3 protein-coding genes and 1 pseudogene are annotated in these 2461 nt (G+C 32.0%); all 4 read right to left on the bottom strand.

What is annotated here, in order from left to right:
- Window positions 1–221 (bottom strand): annotated as a pseudogene (locus HMPREF2917_RS11800) (hypothetical protein); the annotation flags it as partial.
- A gap of 114 nt (window positions 222–335) precedes the next feature.
- Window positions 336–632, bottom strand: coding sequence for a DUF4176 domain-containing protein (locus tag HMPREF2917_RS09360; RefSeq protein WP_049491007.1), 297 nt, complete (start codon window positions 630–632; stop codon window positions 336–338).
- 97 nt (window positions 633–729) lie between these two features.
- Complete coding sequence (locus HMPREF2917_RS09355; protein ID WP_070590432.1) at window positions 730–1290, bottom strand: hypothetical protein; 561 nt, start codon at window positions 1288–1290, stop codon at window positions 730–732.
- Between the two features lie 19 nt (window positions 1291–1309).
- A partial coding sequence (locus HMPREF2917_RS11795) for a hypothetical protein (protein WP_070590429.1) occupies window positions 1310–2461 on the bottom strand: 1152 nt, incomplete at its 5' end.

Genomic DNA, 2461 nt, shown 5'->3' with positions numbered 1-2461 from the left:
ACAGCTTCACTGAGGTACTCAGAATACATGATTGCCCCTTTAATCAGTGGCGTAATCACACTCACTCCGTATTTTTTCCCTGAATCATAGGCACTCCCTTGCAAGTTACCCGCTCCATTGAATTTAGAGAGGGCTTTAACCGCTGAGTTGTAAGCATCGATTCTAGCCTTTCCAACGGAAGACATGGTCTGACCTTGTGCATCCGATGAACTTAATACCATTTTGACCATATTATCAATTCAATTCCTGTTCTACTATTTGTCTCTTTCAATATACGATATAACTATTTCTTTATCTTATTTCAATTTTATTATTTTTTTAATAATCTATCAGTATTATTCATCAAGACTTAGTCGAGGATAATTAATATTATCTTTTTCCTTTTTGAATTTCTGTTGAAGTAACTCTTCGGACTCGTCAATATAACCTTTAAACCAGACCTTAGCTATGTTTTCTTTGTTAAAAAAATATGCCTGATTATCTAAACTACCATTAGGATATACACAACCAGAATAATCAAAATAGCCTATCACTCCATGGTTATTGTAAAGTGGATAACGATTTATTATCATTAACTTCACCTCTCCATTATTCAATTGGACAATACTTCCAATTGGCAACACTTCATTCATTTATCTGATTCCTTTCATTTAAATTTAATACTATTCTAAAATTTTTAAAATTAATTATATTACTTAAGAAACAATAAACATTTATAGTATCTTTAATTTAGGTACTTATTTCTTTTAACAAGGTATCTACTACCTTTTTTCTCATATATAAACGATTAGCAAAACATACATATATAACAAATAATAATACTGAATATATGATTAAACTTAAAAAATTTCCAATGATTAAATAAATTACAAATGAAATTACTAAACTAAAGATAACTGCAATGAAATATCCAAAAACGAGCATTAAGTTCTTCTTTTCATAATGCAAATATTCTAAATACTCAATATCACTAAAAGAAGCCGGATACAGGTCTAAATTCCTATACTGATACTTTACAAAAAAATTTCCTAAAAATATTGAAATTAATGTAAATAATATCAAACTTAAATATTTTATTACAAACACACCAAATATATCCATATTATTAAATAATCGAACGATTGGCAGTGTTATTAAAATAAGAAAAAGAGTATAAAATTGTTGATTTTTAGAACTACCTTTAGGTAATGAAAAATAAAGTTTATTAAGCCTCAAATCATAATAGACCGTTTTATTTTTATAGTTACTCAAATTCACTAATTGTTTATGATTCTCTTTTTTTTCTAACATTGTAAAATATTATCCTTATCTAAGAAAAAACTGAACCTAAGCCACTGAAGAAACCAGAAACTGCATCGCCCACTTCTTTCATTTTTGTTTTTACAGTATTAACAACTGCATCAGAAGAATCTTTTACAAATTTTGCAATCTTATCTTTGTTATCATACACGAAGTCGAAGAGCATCGACCCTGCTACTCCTGCAACAAAACCAATTGCTCCACCAACAACTGTACCTGCACCTGGAACCAGTGCACTTCCAATTGCTGAACCTAATTTAGCTGCTCCAACACCAATCGCAACATGGGCACTTGTCTTTATACCTGCATCAACTATATTTGCTCCATCATTAACCTGCATTGTGAAATCAATAGCCGCACCAATTATTGGTGCTCCGTATTTGGCAACACCACTAACAAATTGACTATAAGCAGGATTAACATTGATTGGAATAGTAGTTGTCCCACCTCCTGCAACTGCTCCCACCAATCCATATTGTGTATTTTGTGGATTATAAGCTAAAATTTTCCAAACAAATTTCACAAAACCTTCAACGCCCTTTTCTATAACTTTACTTTTTGCTAATTCATTAAGAAATGCAACTCCACCACTTATAATTCCACTTCGCAATGATTGATAGGTATCATTTGAAATTTTACCCTCTTTTTTATCCTTTTCAAGTCTATCTAATGCTTTCTTGGAATCCTCATCTAGTTGAGATTTTTTCTCACGCTCTTCCCATTGAGTAGAAATATCAGTAATCCAAGAAGTTTCCTTTGGCATATGAAAAGTTCCACTAAAATTTGTAAACTCTGCTTGAATTTGGCTTAAACCAATTTGAATACTTTGAATTAAAGTGTTAATCGGGCCAACCTCCCCTTCTCCTGAGAAAACTTCATTGGAACTCCCCGCAAATAGATTTAGTTTACGAAGTTTATCCATCTTCTCATTTTTTTGAGACGTTAAACCATCCATACGAGAAGATATATTTTGCAGGAGACCCTTATCCGCATGATCACTTCCTTCCATAGCATGTAAACTACCTCTAAGACTACTAATGCTACTTTCAAGGTTTTGGATTTCACTTTCAAGCACGGCTGAATCTAGATCTTCGTCCCCAACTTCTGACCTATATTTTGAGGGAAGCTTGGGTACAGCTTCACTGAGGTACTCAGAATACAT

The sequence above is a fragment of the Streptococcus sp. HMSC061E03 genome (assembly GCF_001813505.1).
Lineage (GTDB): Bacteria > Bacillota > Bacilli > Lactobacillales > Streptococcaceae > Streptococcus.
This window is presented reverse-complemented; position numbering and strand designations above follow the sequence as displayed.

Bases quoted from the DNA above. Each gene is read 5' to 3' on its own strand.
- HMPREF2917_RS09360 (WP_049491007.1), bottom strand. From the start codon at position 632: ATGAATGAAGTGTTGCCAATTGGAAGTATTGTCCAATTGAATAATGGA.
- HMPREF2917_RS09355 (WP_070590432.1), bottom strand. From the start codon at position 1,290: ATGTTAGAAAAAAAAGAGAATCATAAACAATTAGTGAATTTGAGTAAC.